The organism is Candidatus Francisella endociliophora (assembly GCF_000764555.1).
In the GTDB taxonomy this organism is placed as follows: domain Bacteria; phylum Pseudomonadota; class Gammaproteobacteria; order Francisellales; family Francisellaceae; genus Francisella; species Francisella endociliophora.
Genome location: NZ_CP009574.1, coordinates 1,147,553 through 1,162,025, shown reverse-complemented (window position 1 = coordinate 1,162,025; position 14,473 = coordinate 1,147,553). Strand labels below are relative to the sequence as shown.

Here is a 14,473-nt window from a genome sequence, read left to right as displayed (position 1 = left end):
TTTATTTAGGTGTGTTATGGATAAGAAATTAGTTAAGCATATCGCTAAACTATCAAGTTTTGATTTAACAGATCAGCAGCTTGAGAAATATACTAAAGATCTTACAAGTATTTGTGAGATTTTAGATACTGTTAAAGAGTTTGATGCACAGGGTGCCAAGCCTATGGTATCTCCTATTGATATTGATTTTAAGTTTCGTGAAGATGTTCCCCAAGAGCAAGATAACAGAGCAAGTTTTGATAAGTTTGCTTGTGAGGTTGAAGATGATTATTTCATGGTGCCACAGGTAGTTAAGTAGGGTAGATAGATGTCATATATTAAACAATTAAGAGCCAAACTAGATAGTGGTAAAATAACAGCTGTTGAGTTGTCAAAACGCTACTTAGCAAAGATTCAAAAGCAAGATCAGGATATAAACTCTGTAATTACTTTATGCGAAGATCAAGCTTTACAAGAAGCTCAAAAAGCAGATGATGCAATAGCTCAAGGCAAACAGAGTTTATTAACTGGGATACCAATTTTGCATAAAGACTTGTTTTGCACAAAAGATATCAAAACAACAGCTGCTTCAAAAATGCTAGATAATTTCGTTGCACCGTATGACTCTACGGTTACTAAGAAGTGTAAAGATAGTGGTATGGTAACACTTGGCAAACTTAATATGGATGAGTTCGCTATGGGCTCTACTAATGAGCATAGTTACTACGGTGCTGTCAGTAACCCTTGGGATTTGGAGCGAGTGCCAGGTGGGTCATCAGGAGGATCGGCTGCTGCGGTTGCGGCGGGATTCTGCCCAGTTAGTACAGGTTCTGATACTGGAGGATCTGTGAGACAGCCGGCGAGCTTCTGTGGCCTGACAGCTATGAAACCAACTTATGGCTCTACCTCTAGGCATGGAATGGTGGCATTTGCATCATCTTTTGACCAAGCTGGTATTTTTGGTCATTATGCAGAGGATGTGGCTATTATGCTTGATACAATTTCCGGAGAGTGTGAGTTTGATTCTACTTGTGTTGGTATTGAGCCAAATATTTTCACAAAAGATTTAGACAAAAGCATCAATGGAAAAATAATTGGTATTGATGAGAATTTAATCAAAGATTTACCTGAGCAAATTCAACAATCCATCCAAGTAACTCTAGATAACTTTAAAAAACTAGGAGCTGAAATAAAATTTATAAAAGTTCCGGATTTAAAAGAAGCTCTTTCAACATATTATATAATCACACCAGCAGAGGCCGCGGCTAATTTAGCTAGGTTTGATGGCGTGCGTTATGGTTATCGTAGTGATAAAGCACAAAACCTCGATGAGCTGTATAGATTCTCTCGCACAGAAGGTTTTGGTGAGGAAGTTAAACGCAGAATTATGATCGGTAACTATGTATTAGCATCTAGTCAGTATGATTCGTATTATAACAAGGCTCAGCAGTTGCGTAGAGTTATGACAGATCAAATGAATGATATCTTCAAAGAGGTTGATGCAATCTTTATGCCAGCATCGCCAAGTGAAGCATTCAAAAAGGGTGATAAACTAGATCCTGTTTCAGCATATCTGTCAGATGTGTATACAATTCTAGCAAATATCTCTGGTTTGCCAGCGATATCTTTTCCTATTGGTTTTGCCAATGGCTTACCAGTAGGCGGGCAGCTTATGGGTAAAGCGTTTAATGACAATGTTTTAACACAGCTAGTTGCACAATACCAAAAAGAGCATGGCGTTGAAGATTTTATATTAGAACAGGCGAGGATTTATTAGATGAATTGGGAAATGGTAATAGGACTTGAAGTTCATATTCAATTAAATACAAAATCTAAGCTTTTCTCAACTTCGGCAACTAAGTATGGGCAGCATCAAAATACACAAGCATCGTTTCTAGACTTAGGTTTACCAGGTACTTTACCTGTATTAAATAAAGAAGCTGTTCGTAAAGCTATAATTTTTGGACTAGCTGTAGATGCTAAAATTTCAAAAGATAGTTTCTTTGCGCGTAAGAACTATTTTTATCCGGATTTACCAAAAGGATACCAGACAAGTCAGTCGCATAACCCTATAGTACAAGATGGTAAGCTCGAAATAGAAACTTCAAATAATCAAAAAACTATCCGTATTGAGAGAGCTCATCTTGAGGAAGATGCAGGTAAGTCGATTCATGGCTATGTAGTAGGGGAGACTGGTTTGGATTATAACCGTGCTGGAACTCCATTGCTTGAAATTGTTACTCATCCTGATTTTCGTTCAGCAGAAGAGGTTGTTGTATACTTGAAGAAGTTGCACCAGCTAGTTAAGCATTTAAATATTTGTGATGGTAATATGCAAGAGGGTTCATTTAGATGTGATGTGAATCTCTCTACAAGACCAACTGGACAAAGGGAATTTGGTACTCGTGCCGAGCTTAAAAACATTAATTCATTTAAGTTCATTGATAAAGCTATTGAGTATGAGTTTAACCGTCAAATTACGGTGTTAGAGTCTGGAGGAGAGGTTGTTCAAGAGACACGTCTATATAATGCTGACGCCAATGAGACGCGTTCTATGCGTGCAAAAGAAGATGCTTTTGATTATCGCTATTTTCCTGATCCTGACCTATTACCGATTAAGCTTACAGATGAATATATAGATCAAATCAAAAAACAAATGCCTCTGAAGCCTGAGGAGCGTGAGGCTGTATATCGTGAGCATTTGATAGATCAAGAGGTTGAGTTTTTATTATCTAATCTTGAGATTGCTGATTATTATGATCAAATTGCACCTAATGTTGGCTATAAGGTTGCTTATAATTGGGTAACTGTTGATCTTGTATCTACATTGAATAAGCTTGATAAAGAATTCTCTACAAGTATTGTACCTAGTGAGTTTCTACTGGAGATTATTACTAATGTACAAAAAGATATTATCTCACAAGCTAATGGTAAAAAGGTTATCGCAAGCTTTATTGAGAATCCTCGAGCAATAGATGTTATAATTGAAGAATTAGGTCTTAAACAAGTATCTGATGAAGGCGCGATAAGAGAGTTAGTGCAATCTATAATCTCTGCAAACCCTCAGCAAGCAGCTGACTTTAAAGCTGGTAAGACCAAACTGATGGGCTTCTTTGTTGGCCAGGCGATGAAAGCAAGTAAGGGCAAGGCTAATCCTAAGCAAGTTAATCAAATTGTTCAAGAAGAACTAAATAAGTAGGAGCACGCAATGAATAACAAATATTATTATGATCTTATGAAATTAAATGTGCTAAGTAGTAACTATGTTGATGATGCTTATAAAGCTGCATGGGAGGGTAATGTTTATCCTTTCTTTCATGATAGTAAGTATGAGTTTCACTATGAAGTAGCTAAACACTTTGATAGAGCTGAAGAAAAAACTATGGATAAGCTTTGTGCTAAATTGGATGACTATGTCGATGAGAAAGCGGATTTTACTGATTTTGAAGAGAAAATAGAAAAAATAGTCGGTAAGGGTAATGTTTTTTATGTATTAAATTATATCTTCCAAGCAGGTCAGTATAAAAAGCTTTTGGAAAACATAAAGCTTAATAAGCTTCATTTTAGTCAGCACTTTATAGATCGTTTTGAAGCCAATGGATATTGGTAGAAAGTATAAGTAACCTTATATAAGATTAATTGTTTTTTTAACTTTTAAATATATATAGAAATGTCTAGTGTAACTGTATTCATATGTTTTCCGTTGTAAAGTTTTTGATAAACATATTCTGGACCAAATAAGACATTATCATCAAAATAAGCTCTCTGAGTTGATAGGATTATCTGGTTTTTTATACCTGAAGTTGATTTAGCAAAATATAAAGGTGATGCAGCAAGAGGCATAGTTATGTTAGTTGCATTATATGATTGCCCATAAGAAGCTCCGAAATTGGTATTCCTTCCACCTAAAACTAAAGAGTAGTTTAAAGCTCCATACATTGCACCAGCTAGAACTTCGTTGCTATCACCATTAAAATCTTTCTTGTTTGTAGTAGTAGCCCAGCCTAACCCGATATTTAAGAATCCACCACCTAAAGAGTAGGTTATATTTCCATTGATATCAAAACTACCTATGATATCGTTAGGCTTTTTTTGAGTTTGCAAAAAGCTACTTAATGATGAGTTACCTGCCCCAGCCATATTATATACGTATCCAGTATTAAAGCCTACAGCTATATCTTGAGTCCATCTTTGAGCATAAAAAAGTCCTGTTGAAAAATTTGCTTGATTATCGTTAGATCCAAAAACAGCAATATTTGCATTCCAAATATCATCTTTATAATTAAGCGAGACATTTGTAACTTTACCTGGCGCCAAGAAACTCTTCGTTATGCCTCCTGTCCACGGTCCACCTCCACCAAAAGCTCCAACTGAGAGCTTATTTCTTCCTGCAGTTAGGAAAAATGGTGAAGTATCTAAATTACCAAATATTACAAAAGCATTTCCGAGTCCAAAGCTACCTAACTCAGTAGTGTCAAAGTCAAACTGTGCTGTTACATAATGTCCAATATTAGATAAAAAGTATAAATTCGCAGCAGTTAGATATATATTTTGTCCATTACTAGGTAAGGAGGTGGATGTATTAACAATGTTCTTACTTCCAGACCATATTTGAGCGTCAATCTCAATTTTGCCTCCAAAAAAAACAGAATAGTCATCGAACTTGCCTCTTTGGCCAAATAGCGTTGAAGCAAAAAGGTTACCAGAAATCATACCTATTGGAATAGTATTGTTTCCTGAGTAAGAACCTAAATAAGTTACCTCACCTTGAGTAGTAATAGCTGGGGCATTCCCCACATTTATTCCACCATCTTTATCAAAAATTCCACCAATTGATTTATTTTTTGAGTTTGCAATAGAGCTTTCTTCATCAATATTTGTCAAGATTTCGTATGTATTAGTTGTGTCATTAGGCTTTAGGTCTATGATATCTTCTACTTTTGAATTGTATGTTGTAAATCCATTATTACTATTATGTTGCTTTAGGTTATTTATCTCTGTTTGTAGTTCTTGAATTTGAGACTGAAGCTTAGATGTCAACTGTTTAGAGCCTAAATTATGTTGATTTGACGATGTGCCTGCATTACAAAAAGATATTTTAAAAGTGAATAATATTAGAATAAAAAAGAGTAATAAGTACTTGAGTATATTAATCATTTTTTTAGTAGAGAGTTTTGAATTTTTGTATGATAGTTTAAATAATAATGATAATCAATATCATTTAAAGCAAGAGTTGATAGATTAGCTTTTCTTGATATAAAAAAACCACATTGCAAAAGAGAATAAGCTTAAAGTAGTTATTAAAATTGCAATAGGAGATAGGGAGTCTATAGAAAGATGACTTGTTATGAAGCTGCTAAGAGATGACAGTAAGAACTCTAGTGATAAGGCACAGGCCATCGCAGTACCAATCATTCTAGGGAATGGTGAAACTACACCGACTGCGGCTGTTGTCATAATAAAACCAGTTCCTAAGAAGTAGATAAACATTGCTGAAATCGTTATATATGGACCATCAAAACCTAATAATGAAGTAAGTAGTAAAAAAAACCCAGCAAAAACTAAAATTAATGCTCCTATTCCTGTCAGATTAGATATTCCTTTTTTAACAACATAGCGTCCACATATTACAGCTCCTAATAGGTGAGCAACCAATAGGCTTGACATCATTGCACCATAGACTTTTACTGAGATTCCGTAAGTTTTTACCATTAAAAAAGCTGAATTTGTATTAAAGGCTGACTCACCAGCAACCATTAGACCTGTGCACATTAGGTAGCCAAAGAAAACTGGGTGTTTAAAGATAGTAGTATAATCTTTAAAAATTGCTATTAAAGATAGTTTCTTCTTCGAATCATCAGCCTGAGTTTCTGGTAAATACTTAAGCATTATTACAAATATAAAGCAGCTATAAATTAGCATAGATATAAAAGCTAGCTGCCAGGTTTTAAAAATTGCTATAATTCCTCCTAGAGTAGGAAGACAAGCAATAATTACTGCAGCCAAAGCAAATAGATAGCCAAAAACATTAGCAGCTTTGTTATTTGGGTATGAATCATTAATAATTACTCTTCCCATCAATATTGTAGCACTGACTCCCAGACCTTGGATGAATCGAAATAATATCAACCATTTAATATCAGTAGCTACTGCACATAAGAGACTACTAAATATGTATAGTAATAAACCGATTAGCATAAATTTACGTCGGCCGTATACTTCAGATAAAGGACCATAGAAAATCATCCCCAAAGCTTTACCTGCTAAAAAAAAAGCTATTATGTATTGAGTTAGTTTGGCAGAAGAGCCTAAATCGTTTGATAGTGTTGGGAGTAGTGGCAGTAGAAAGTGTGTCCCCATATTACCAAGGAACCATGTTGAGAGCACCAGTAACGGGATGTATTTTATATTTTTATCTAAATTCATTTTATAGCCTATTCTATTAATGTTTTTGTTTTTCTCGAAGTATTTGGTAATTATTATTTTTGTTTATTAAGATAACGCTAGGTTTTAGATGAATAAATTCATTATTCCTTGATATATTGTAAGCACCTAAGTTATCAACTAGAATTTGATCTTTATATTTTAGTTCTGGTAATAATATATTTTCAGCTAAGTAATCATGTTGCATACAACTAGGTCCCAATAGAGAGGTTTTTTTTGAAGTTGAGCTATTTTGGTTAAAACTATAAATAGGGTGATTATATACTCGAGTCGTAGGGGCTATGTGAATTCCAGCATCAGCTATTAAAACTTGTGAATCATAAGAGTTTTCTCTTGATCCAACAATAGTACTAATCAAGGCTGTTGAATAATCTACTAGTGATCTTCCTAATTCAAATATTAACTTTGTTTGGTTATTAGTTTTTGTTAAATATGTTTTAAGGGGTGAGATTATACTTTCTGCATAAAGATCAAGATCATAGGGAGAGTATGGAGCAGATTTATTATCATCTAATTTTGGACTAGTGCCTGCTAATCCTCCTCCTAAGTCGATCCAGTCTAAGGTTTGACCATATTTTATAAGGATTGCTTCAGCAAGTTTGGCTATGTTTGTAGACATTGCATTAAAGCGTGATAGATCTCTAATATTTGTACCTATATGGCAGTGTATTCCAGATAGTTTTAATTGAGGAATATTTTTTATATCATTAATGATTCTAAATATATCACAATTGCTGTTATCAATATTTTCTAAAGCAAAACCAAAACGAGACCAATTTTCAGGTGTTGAATTGTCGCATACTCTTAACCCTATACTTGCTATAACCCCCATATCGCTAGCTATATTAGAGATGCGTTCTATTTCATCATAATGATCACAATTTATTATTGAGTTAGGTAATGAAAGAGCTTTTTTAAGACTTTTATCTGTTTTATATGGTCCATTAAAGATTATGCCTTTATTATTAAGTTTAAGCTTTTCAATAAGATCAAATTCATCACTTGACACGACCTCTGGTATAAAACCAATTTCATAAAATCTTTTAATAACCTTTGATAAAGGTTGAGTTTTAACGGAGTAAGCAGCTATAGAGTTTTTGTATTGAGACGTCAAAGCTTTCTGAAGAGCAATGCCACGTTTGACTAAAGCTTCTTCATCTATTATAAAACATGGTGATCCAAAAAGTGTCGTAATTTCTTGTGCTTTATTTTTAGTAATCTTTTTGAAAATACTGTTAGAGTTTTTAAGTTCAGGCATTAATAGCCTCCTTATTTTGTATATTAGATATTGCTGGGCTAAATAAGTATAGTAGGCATATATACATTATTGCTAAAGCAACATAGACTAGACTTGTAATATAAAAAACTGTTTGCATGTTAGATAATTGAAATATTATTCCACCAATAAAAATACCAGTTAGGTTTCCAAATTTTGAAAAGGAATTGCAGTATCCTATTAGGTAACCAAAGTTTGTACCTTTAACCTGACAAGCTAAACTAAATAAACAAGGTAAAGCACCCGCAAAAGAAATACCTAGGATAAGTCTGGAAATTATTATTAGATAAATATTATGAGTAGTAGCATGTGTATATATAGCTAATGAAGCTAAAGTAAAGAGGATAATAAAGTATCTGTTAGCAAAGTAATATTTTTGATTATTTCTTTTTAACAATTTATCAAATAAGTGTCCTAATGGAGCAGATATCAAGAGTAAGCTAAAAGCTGGGGCTGCATAGATGGCACCTATAATCATGGGGTTTGAGCTAAAGAAATTTTCTGCATAAATTGCAAAGAAAGATAAAGGTAAGAATTTTGCAGTCTGAGCTAAGAATATACTTAGAAAAATTATACTAAAGTATATATGAATAGATCTATTTTTCTCTTTGTTCTGAGGGCTGTGTTCTTTAGTTTCTTTTTTTGAATAGTTAGTAGGGCTTATACTTTTTAGTTTAAAAAGAAGTAGTATAAATGTTACGCCAGCAATTAAAGCACTAATTAAAAAAATATGGCTATAATTTAATATATTGGCTAGTAATCCACCAAATAACGGACCTAAAGCTATTCCTATCGCTGTTGATGTCTGTAGCCATGAAAGAACTCTACTTCTATATTCTTTAGATACAATAACTACAGCATAGCTTTGAGATGCTAGAAGATATCCAGCAATTGCGCCTTGAATAAACCTAAGAGTGGTAAAAATTAATATATTATCAGTTATATATATTAGGAGTTGGATGACTGCTAAAGCTCCCGCTGCCCTTAGAATCATAGTTTTATAACCAAATTTGTCTGCATATTTTCCCCATATAGGTGAGAATATAATTGCTGAGACAAGCGGTAAAGAATACGCCATCACACTCCAGGTGTTGGAAGATAGTAGTCCATAGTTGGCTAATGATTGTAAATAGATAGGTAGAAAAGGGTTGCTCATCTCCATTGCTATTATGACTATAAGCTGGCAACAGCAGAGCAGAGCTATTTGTGATTTTACTGAATTGCTCATTTTTAAAATATTAATGGATTTTGAAGGTTAACGTAGATATCTCCTTGCATATCATCTTTATCACAATCTAGCTTGTCATTTAGACGCATTCTTGTAAGAGCTTTCATTGTCCAAGGTTTTTCTAATATCTCAGAATATTCAATATTATATTTGTCACTATTTATTCTGGGTTTTAGATCTTTAAACCTTTGTTGTATCTCTTGTTTTACAATTTTCCAGAAGTATTGCTCGTTAATTTTATAGTGTAAGCTTAGTTGTAATACAAGTTCGCCAATGTTACTTTGTAAACATGCGTGTATAAACTTACGCCTAGTAGTTGTTTGCGAATTTGTGAAGGTTAATGAAAAGGTTCCTTCTGGGAGACTTATTCCAGTCTCACTTAAGCTTGGTAAATGAAGTCTCATACCACCAAGGTCTCTTACCATTAATCTTTGAGGTTTGTTGTCTTTGAAAACTACTAGAGTATTTTGTTGATGTGCTTCTAGAGCAATTCCATATAGTAGATATAAATCTAGGCATGATCTTAGAGCTATTTTAGTATAACCTCTAAAGTATTCTAAAATTTCATCTTTGCTACGACAGCCTAATAAATCTAAAATATCACATATAAGTGGTTGGTTGTCTGGAGTTTTAACAAATAAGCTAGCTAATGGCGTAATTACTTCTCCTTCATTTAAATATTTATTGGGGTTTTCTCTAAATATTGCAGATAATTGTCTTATATCATCTTTACGGCAAGCTTTTGTCGTATGTATGCCTATTGAGTCAGGAATAATATTCATACTTTTAGATATTTGGGGTTCTTTATCTAGAATTTTGGATAATACTGAGCTTATTCTTGGGCCTGTCTTTACAGATTCTGGTGAAACTGTTCTCATAACACTTGTGGCATGGATAGCAACGGGAAGCTTAATATGAGCATCTAATGAATTTTTTGATGGCAGCATTGTTCGAAAAGACATACTTGGCTTGGTGGAGTAGGTACAATTATTTAAGATAATTAATTGATGACAGTCAATAAGACACTTATGCTTACTCTCGAGGATGTGCTCTGCTTGCCATGGATGAACAGGAATCATTAAATAGTCATTGCTATCAAAACCTTTTTTTGCAAGTTCAGAACACCATAGTTTATATTCTTGAGGATAATTGTTAGACATCCAATCACTATATGTTGTATTTAAGCCATCTATAATTTCTGTGTGTGAAATGTTCTTATGGATTGCTGCAAAGATGATATCTACTTCTGCTTGAAACTCTGGTGAGTAAATAATATTTTCAAATTTACTCAATCCTAATTTAGTTTTTGATCCTGGGTGATAGATATGTCCGACAGCTCCCCACTGTTCCAAAAAAGATAAGTGCTGATCCTTGGGTATAGAGGCATTCATCCAATCCCAAAGGTTTTCAGAATTAGAGTTTTGTATGTTGTTAAGTAGCTGTTTTTGCCAAAAGTTTCGATATACGCCCATAGACAACTCATTTTCATATGAATTCATTATTTCTAATTCAAATTGTTTCCAGTCTATTAAACTAATCTGAGGATTATTTACTTTAGCCCAGTCTAGAAGTTCTGTTAGAGAATCTATTTTTTTTGATTTGCCTGAGTCAGAATTTATGATTTCAAGATTTTTGAATATTGGTCTATTAAGGCTAAAAGTAGCAACTTTCTCTATTTTTAGTAGAGAGCTATTTGTGAGGTTAGATGTAAGGATTGTGTTATTAGTATTTTTAGATTGACCTAATAACCCTTCCCTATATAGACCCATAGCAACCCTAACAAAAAGCTTGTGAGATACCTCTGCTTTAAATTTCTCTAGATTTAAGCTTAGGTTTTTAATAGTAAGCCCTATAAGTTCTAATGATTCTATATCTAGAGGATTTTGTGATTTTTGAAGTTGAGAAATCTTCATGTGTTATGGCTATTTATCAATAATGATAATCATTATCATTAATAATTTATTTAAAAGCAATATTTTTTTTGCAAAAAATCAAAAAAATGAGAGGTGTTTTAAACTTCTGGATAAAAACTTTAGGGATAAGAATAGTAACTAAAGGGCTTGTAACACTAAGTTTCTTATATAGCTATTTACTAATGATTGCTATTTTGGGAATTATTTTCTAGGACAAGATTTACATTTTTTGACATATATATTTAGACTGTGATCTACCATTTCAGCACCCATATCTCTGACTATTTGCTCTTGTAATTTTTCGATTTCTTCACTGTAGAATTCTTCGATATTGCCGCACTGCAAGCATATCATGTGATCGTGATGATCTCCTTGATTTAGCTCATACATCACTTGATCATTATCTAATTTTAGACGAATTATAATACCTGCGGATTCAAATTGAGATAATACTCTATAAACTGTAGCTATTCCCGTACTGCTACCCTGTGCCTTCAATTTAGAGAAAACATCATCAGGGCTTAAGTGGTCATCTTTATTCTTTTCAAATAATTTAAGTATTTCAAGGCGCGGTTGTGTTACTTTTAGGCCAAGCTCTTTTAGGTTAAGGTTTTTAGAGTTCATGTTTTATTTTAAGGAAATATTTTAGTAAATTTTGCATAAAAAAATATTTTATTGCAAATATTAAAAACCATCAAACTTAAGCTTTGCTAAGAAGTTTATTTAATCTTTTTAGAAACACTGGTTTGAGCTCGGTATAAATGGCCCTATCACTTTGTACTTGAAGCTTAATTATGCTATCATTGGGGCACTAATTGTTTTTATCATTTCTTTCTATGACTACTAATGTTTATGAACAGTTTGCTCCAATACTAATATTTCTTATTATAGCTTTTGGTCTGGGGGCGGCTTTTGCGATTATAGGTAAGGTCTTGTCAATGATCGTTGGTGCAAATAATCCAAGCAAAACAAAGGGTGAAACTTTTGAATGTGGTTTCCCTACTTTTGGCGATGCAAGAGAGAAGCTGGATGTGCGTTTTTACCTAATAGCTGTGTTGTTTTTGGTTTTTGATCTTGAATTGGCATTTATTATTCCTTGGGGAATAAACTTAAGAGCAGGTGCTGGGATACCTGCTATTTCAGATCATGCATTTTATGCGATGATAATATTCTTGGTAGTACTATTTTTGGGCTTAATATACGCCTGGAAAAAAGGAGCTTTGGAATGGGAATAGGTAACGAAAATAAAGGTTTTATAACTGCAAGTGCTGATGCTCTTATAAATTGGGTGCGTACTGGTTCAATGTGGCCAGTAACTACAGGTTTGGCTTGTTGTGCTGTTGAGATGATGCACGCAGGTGCAGCTAGATATGATTTAGATAGATTTGGTATAGTTTTTAGGCCATCTCCAAGACAGTCAGATGTGCTTATTGTTGCTGGTACACTATGTAATAAAATGGCTCCAGCCTTACGTCAAGTCTACGATCAAATGCCTGATCCTAAATGGGTTATTTCTATGGGATCATGTGCAAATGGTGGCGGGTATTACCATTACTCTTATTCGGTGGTTCGTGGCTGTGACAGGATTGTACCTGTTGATATATATGTGCCTGGTTGTCCGCCAACTGCTGAAGCTCTCGTTTATGGGATTATTCAGTTGCAAAATAAGATTGTTAGAAAAGATACTATAGCGAGGAAGTGATTGTGAGCCTTAAGTTACAAGATCATTTTGATAATATAACAAAGTTTTTAGACGGTTTTGGTGTCGAGAATTCTATCGCTAATCAAGAAATAACTATAGCTATTAAAGATCAGCGAGATATTCACCTGATCTTAGAAAAGTTGAGGAATAGTTATTGTTTTGAACAATTGACTGATGTTACAGCTGTCGATTATTTAACTTATGGTCAGTCAGATTGGCAGGTTGGAAAGGCGGTGTCTCAAGAAGGCTTTTCAAGAGGCCGTCAGCAAGGGTTCAAAACGGCAGATGTTGATAATAGATTCGAAATTATCTATCAGTTATTAAGCATGGAAAATAATGTTCGCGTGCGTGTGAAGTGTAAGCTAAAAGATGCACAGATTATTTTAATTGATTCTGTGAGTGATTTATGGGCTTCGGCTAACTGGGCTGAAAGAGAAGTTTACGACATGTTTGGAATTTATTTTAATAATCATCCAGATTTAAGAAGAGTGCTTACGGATTATGGTTTTGTGGGGCATCCATTAAGAAAAGACTTCCCGCAAACTGGTTATGTAGAGATGCGTTATGATGAGAATCTTGGCAAAGTGGTATATGAACCAGTAGAGATTGATGATAGGGTTAACACTCCAAGAGTGATTCGTAACTAATAAAAAACTATGGATTTATAGTAATGGCAGAGTATAAAAACTATACATTAAACTTTGGTCCAGTTCACCCAGCAGCGCATGGTGTTCTTAGGCTTATATTAGAGCTTGATGGCGAGAGTGTTGTTAGGGCTGATCCGCATGTTGGTTTATTGCACAGAGGTACAGAGAAGCTAGCTGAGTTTAAGCCGTATAATCAAAGTATTGGTTATATGGATAGATTAGATTATGTATCTATGATGTGTAATGAGCATGCTTATGTTATGGCAATTGAGAAGTTACTTGAATTAGAAGTTCCAGAGAGAGCACAATATATTCGAGTTATGTTTGCTGAAATGACAAGGATTTTAAACCATTTGTTGTGGGCAGCAGCCTGCGGTATTGACCTTGGTGCAATGACTGTGTTCTTGTATGCTTTTCGTGTCAGAGAAGATTTGTTTGACTGTTATGAGGCGGTTTCTGGTGCGCGTATGCATGCGGCATACTTTAGACCAGGCGGTGTTGCTAGAGATTTACCAACACAGATGCCAAAATATGAGAAAACTAGATTTAACAGCAAAAGAAAAACTAAGAAGATGAATGCTAATAGACAAGGTAGCATGTTAGATTTTCTAGATTCATTTGTTGTTGATTTTGAAAAATCTCTAGATGAGATTGATACTCTTCTAACGGATAATAGACTTTGGAAGCAAAGAACGGTTGATATTGGTACTGTAACCGCTGAACGAGCAAAAGAGCTTGGTTTTACAGGACCTATGTTAAGAGCAAGTGGTGTTGCTTGGGATCTTAGAAAGTCTCAGCCGTATGAAGTTTATGATCAGTTGGATTTTGATATTCCTATTGGTTCAAACGGTGACTGCTACGACAGATATCTTGTTAGAATGGCTGAAATGCGCGAATCAAATAAGCTTATTAAACAGTGTGTAGATTGGTTAAGAGCTAATCCGGGTGAAGTGCTTTCTGATAATCATAAAGTAGCCCCACCAAGAAGAAATGCTATGAAAAATAATATGGAAGAGCTTATTCATCATTTCAAACTTTTCTCTGAAGGGTATTGTACTCCTGAAGGAGAGGTTTATGTTGGTACAGAGCATCCAAAAGGTGAGTTTGGTGTGTATATCAAATCAGATGGCGCCAATAAACCATATAGGTTAAAGATGAGAGCTCCAGGTTTTGCACACATTAGTGCAATGGATGAATTATTGGCAGGGCATATGTTAGCAGATACTCCAGCGATTATCTCAACAATAGATGTCGTGTTTGGTGATGTAGATAGATAGAGGGAAA

At 34.3% G+C, this 14,473-nt stretch carries 14 protein-coding genes; 8 read left to right on the top strand and 6 right to left on the bottom strand.

Translation table 11 applies throughout. The features are described from left to right. Window positions 1-16: 16 nt before the first annotated feature. From gatC to QI37_RS05735, 4 genes are read left to right on the top strand one after another with little or no spacing between them, the layout of a single operon-like run. A complete protein-coding gene (gene gatC / locus QI37_RS05750) occupies window positions 17-298 on the top strand; it encodes an Asp-tRNA(Asn)/Glu-tRNA(Gln) amidotransferase subunit GatC (RefSeq protein WP_040009407.1) in 282 nt (93 codons plus the stop codon). A gap of 9 nt (window positions 299-307) precedes the next feature. Then, window positions 308-1,756 carry an Asp-tRNA(Asn)/Glu-tRNA(Gln) amidotransferase subunit GatA gene (gene gatA, locus QI37_RS05745; protein WP_040009405.1) on the top strand — a complete coding sequence of 483 codons (1,449 nt, stop codon included), beginning with the start codon at window positions 308-310 and terminating at the stop codon, window positions 1,754-1,756. Next, the gene (gatB, locus tag QI37_RS05740; protein ID WP_040009403.1) at window positions 1,757-3,178 is read left to right on the top strand and encodes an Asp-tRNA(Asn)/Glu-tRNA(Gln) amidotransferase subunit GatB; all 1,422 of its coding nucleotides are present in this window, start codon (window positions 1,757-1,759) and stop codon (window positions 3,176-3,178) included. Between the two features lie 9 nt (window positions 3,179-3,187). Continuing rightward, complete coding sequence (locus QI37_RS05735) at window positions 3,188-3,589, top strand: hypothetical protein (RefSeq protein ID WP_040009401.1); 402 nt, start codon at window positions 3,188-3,190, stop codon at window positions 3,587-3,589. A 44-nt stretch (window positions 3,590-3,633) separates the two neighbouring features. On the opposite strand, the gene fslE is transcribed toward QI37_RS05735, so the two are convergent. The 6 genes from fslE to QI37_RS05705 all read right to left on the bottom strand — a co-directional run bounded on the left by fslE (window position 3,634) and on the right by QI37_RS05705 (window position 11,464). Continuing rightward, the gene (gene fslE / locus QI37_RS05730; RefSeq protein ID WP_040009397.1) at window positions 3,634-5,136 is read right to left on the bottom strand and encodes a rhizoferrin import outer membrane protein FslE; all 1,503 of its coding nucleotides are present in this window, start codon (window positions 5,134-5,136) and stop codon (window positions 3,634-3,636) included. An 84-nt stretch (window positions 5,137-5,220) separates the two neighbouring features. Beyond that, entirely contained in the window at window positions 5,221-6,405 is a 1,185-nt protein-coding gene (fslD, locus tag QI37_RS05725; protein ID WP_040009395.1) for a rhizoferrin import MFS transporter FslD, read from the bottom strand. 16 nt (window positions 6,406-6,421) lie between these two features. Beyond that, complete coding sequence (fslC, locus tag QI37_RS05720) at window positions 6,422-7,681, bottom strand: rhizoferrin biosystnesis N-citrylornithine decarboxylase FslC (protein ID WP_040009392.1); 1,260 nt, start codon at window positions 7,679-7,681, stop codon at window positions 6,422-6,424. After that, on the bottom strand, window positions 7,674-8,927 hold the full coding sequence (gene fslB, locus QI37_RS05715) for a rhizoferrin export MFS transporter FslB (RefSeq protein ID WP_040009390.1): 1,254 nt from the start codon (window positions 8,925-8,927) through the stop codon (window positions 7,674-7,676). The genes fslC and fslB overlap by 8 nt, the downstream gene beginning before the upstream one ends. Before the next feature lie 2 nt (window positions 8,928-8,929). Continuing rightward, window positions 8,930-10,840: a rhizoferrin biosynthesis protein FslA gene (gene fslA / locus QI37_RS05710; protein ID WP_040009387.1), complete on the bottom strand. Its 1,911-nt coding sequence runs from the start codon at window positions 10,838-10,840 to the stop codon at window positions 8,930-8,932. A gap of 201 nt (window positions 10,841-11,041) precedes the next feature. Further along, window positions 11,042-11,464: a Fur family transcriptional regulator gene (locus tag QI37_RS05705; RefSeq protein WP_040009384.1), complete on the bottom strand. Its 423-nt coding sequence runs from the start codon at window positions 11,462-11,464 to the stop codon at window positions 11,042-11,044. Window positions 11,465-11,676: 212 nt separating this feature from the next. On the opposite strand from QI37_RS05705, the gene ndhC reads away from it, so the two are divergent. Genes ndhC through QI37_RS05685 form a run of 4 tightly spaced genes read left to right on the top strand, consistent with a single transcriptional unit; the run spans window position 11,677 to window position 14,466 of the window. Beyond that, window positions 11,677-12,075 carry an NADH-quinone oxidoreductase subunit A gene (gene ndhC / locus QI37_RS05700; RefSeq protein ID WP_040009383.1) on the top strand — a complete coding sequence of 133 codons (399 nt, stop codon included), beginning with the start codon at window positions 11,677-11,679 and terminating at the stop codon, window positions 12,073-12,075. After that, window positions 12,066-12,542 (top strand): NuoB/complex I 20 kDa subunit family protein, encoded by a 477-nt coding sequence (locus tag QI37_RS05695; protein WP_040009382.1) that lies wholly within the window; start codon window positions 12,066-12,068, stop codon window positions 12,540-12,542. Before ndhC ends, QI37_RS05695 begins: the two co-directional genes overlap by 10 nt. 2 nt (window positions 12,543-12,544) lie before the next feature. After that, window positions 12,545-13,189, top strand: a complete 645-nt coding sequence (locus tag QI37_RS05690) for an NADH-quinone oxidoreductase subunit C (RefSeq protein WP_040009381.1) — start codon at window positions 12,545-12,547, stop codon at window positions 13,187-13,189. Window positions 13,190-13,212: 23 nt separating this feature from the next. Beyond that, window positions 13,213-14,466, top strand: coding sequence for an NADH-quinone oxidoreductase subunit D (locus tag QI37_RS05685; protein ID WP_040009380.1), 1,254 nt, complete (start codon window positions 13,213-13,215; stop codon window positions 14,464-14,466). The last annotated feature ends 7 nt before the right edge of the window (window positions 14,467-14,473 follow it).